This window comes from Vibrio sp. T13N, from assembly GCF_032970445.1.
Taxonomy (GTDB): Bacteria; Pseudomonadota; Gammaproteobacteria; order Enterobacterales; family Vibrionaceae; genus Vibrio; species Vibrio diabolicus.
Map to the genome: position 1 here is coordinate 1 of NZ_JAWJYE010000045.1, position 2,544 is coordinate 2,544.

The window sequence follows — 2,544 nt, forward strand, 5'->3', positions numbered from 1 at the left end:
GCAGGAGTGGCGTTCCAAGTGGGTGAGGGTGGTGCAAGAGCAGGCACGCACATAACAAAGCGTTCAAGAGGGATTCTCAACGCTTGGCAATTTTGGTTCTAAGTTTAGCTTTTGTGTTTATGGCACAATAATTTAGGTTTGGTGGCTCGCGTTGTTCACCCCTTAACGCGGCGTTAGAAGCCCCGAATAACTATCTAGTAACGAGGCATAGGATAGAGGATTGCTATTGTGGATCTGTCGATGTTGGTTCTTCGTCTCCAGTCTTCGATTTAGGTGCACGTTTCCCAGTAATAAATAGTGCTACAGTGCCAACTAAAGTAGTCCCGCCTAAGACAGAACCCGCCATGTCGTGACCTGAAAGGATTAGAGTACCACACAGAGACGCTAAGAAAAGTACAATACCTAAAGCGTAGTTTTGGCTTCTCTTGTCTTTATCTATTGCGCCTTGAACGCCTCTGTTTTCTAGTTGATGTCTGTGTTCTTGTTCTCGCTCAGCCATTGAAACAATTCGCTCAGCGAAACCATACTGAACTCTATCGTATCCCTCAAGCATGCTTGGAGGAGGCAAGGGTCCCGAATACTGTTGCGAAATTGCCTGCTCAAACTGTATCGAATTTTTACCGCCTGAACCTTCGTTTCGCTCAATCAATGCATCAACAAGCATTTCTTGAGGTAATTGATTTAGTAGCTCTTGGACTTCAGTAAGTTGTGTTTCAGTTGGTTCTTCAACAGCATCATTCGTGACGTGTTCTTCTTTGTCTTCAGGTTTCAATTCTTTTTCAGCTGACATTTTCTAGTAATCAAACTCTTTGTTATTAATCATACTGTGAGCCAAATGGCCTCCTACATACTGCCAATCATCACTAATCGCTTCGCTTAGAGACTTATTTATACTTGTGTTAGCTAAGTAATCCGCAACAGTTGATTTAGGAGCGAGATCAATCATTCTTAAACCATGTTCAAGTTGGGCTTTTGATATAGCCAGTTCCTTAGATTGTTGCTCGATAATCTTTTCTAGTTTTTTTTGCTGTTCTGCTAACTCAAGAGCTTTAGTCTGCCAACGTTGAAACTCTAAGTGTTGAATTTCTTGTATATGCTTTAAATTATGTATGTAATGTTGCAGAGTACTTTCCTGAATGGCGGCTTCCCGCTTCAGGCTATCGAGCCGTCTATTGTCTTGCTCATTCTGCTTTACTATAGTTTTCAGTGACTGAACATAATCGCTATAGTGTTCTGATAAGTTTTTCATACTCTCCTTGGTCATAGGTCCCCCCATGCTTGCATAACGTTTTGTTAACTGTACGCAGTTACATACAAGTATAACAGATTTACTCTCATTTCAATGCTTAAGTTTGCGATGGGGCTTCTAACAAAGCGTTCAAGAGGGATTCTCAACGCTTGGCAGTTTTGGTTCGAAGTTTGGCTTTTGTGATTATGGCACGATGGTTTAGGTCAGGTGGTGGCGTTGTTCACCCCTTAACGCGGCGTTAGGCGACGGGCAGGAAAGTTCTTTGTTCTCATCTTCTTATTCCTCTTTGGCCTTTCGTTTTTCTATGTCGGAAACTCAGCATTGTCGGTTTAAATTCTTGAATATCTCCAACCGTAAAACATGCCAAAGTTCGTGGGTTGCCTCATTGGTTTTCACAGTCGGTTGGTTGTGAATTTCACTGACTCAAAGTGTGGGAATTGCAAGTTAATCGAGGCTTTCGTGCTCGATTTAAGTTTGCAGCTTTACGTTTCGCTTCCTCAAAAGCAACTTGATCGCTGAAAGTCTGTATTTCGTGGTTGTCGAAACTTCGGCTGAAACAAAGTGGCTTTTATGGTTCTTGAATCACAAAAAGTTAGTGGGTGTTTGGTTGCTTATTTGGTTTCGGGTAACCTGCTTTCAAAATAACTTAAGCACTGGTGGGAAACTTCGCCTAACAAAGCGTTTAAGGCGGATTCACAACGCTTGGCGACTTCAGTTCAAGTTAGCTTAAGTGTTTAAGGTACAATGGTTTAGGTTTGGTGGTAGCGTTGTTCACCACTTAACGCGGCGTTATGTGCTTGGAGGGAAATAATGAATTCAAAGGAAGTCGTCTTAGCTTTTTGGGACGCAATGAAAACTAATGATTTCRCGAAAGCAAGTGAGTGGCTTAGCCCAGATTTTGAAGGGTTTTGGCCTCAATCTGGTGAGCTTATTGTWGGACGAGACAACTTCACAGCAATCAACACTTACKATCCAGCAAATGGTATTTGGGAGTTCGTCGTTCATTCAATCGTCTGCGATGGCGAAACAGTAGTCACTGATGTWTCTATAACTGATAGCGTTCAAAAGGCGCGTGCTATTACTTTCCATACGGTAGAAAATGGGCTTATCCGTAAACAGAAAGAGTTCTGGCCAGACYCAATGGAAGCGCAGGAGTGGCGTTCCAAGTGGGTGAGGGTGGTGCAAGAGCAGGCACGCACATAACAAAGCGTTCAAGAGGGATTCTCAACGCTTGGCAATTTTGGTTCTAAGTTTAGCTTTTGTGTTTATGGCACAATAATTTAGGTTTGGTGGCT

The 2,544-nt window shown here is 42.7% G+C and carries 3 protein-coding genes; 1 reads left to right on the forward strand and 2 read right to left on the reverse strand.

The window, feature by feature from the left end; genetic code table 11:
• Window positions 1-223 precede the first annotated feature (223 nt).
• Window positions 224-790: a DUF2335 domain-containing protein gene (locus R2S67_RS22605; protein ID WP_317347145.1), complete on the reverse strand. Its 567-nt coding sequence runs from the start codon at window positions 788-790 to the stop codon at window positions 224-226.
• A 3-nt stretch (window positions 791-793) separates the two neighbouring features.
• Complete coding sequence (locus tag R2S67_RS22610) at window positions 794-1,249, reverse strand: hypothetical protein (protein ID WP_047706361.1); 456 nt, start codon at window positions 1,247-1,249, stop codon at window positions 794-796.
• Window positions 1,250-2,059: 810 nt separating this feature from the next.
• Between R2S67_RS22610 and R2S67_RS22615 the strand changes: the two genes are divergently transcribed.
• Window positions 2,060-2,452 carry a nuclear transport factor 2 family protein gene (locus R2S67_RS22615; protein ID WP_317347147.1) on the forward strand — a complete coding sequence of 131 codons (393 nt, stop codon included), beginning with the start codon at window positions 2,060-2,062 and terminating at the stop codon, window positions 2,450-2,452.
• The last annotated feature ends 92 nt before the right edge of the window (window positions 2,453-2,544 follow it).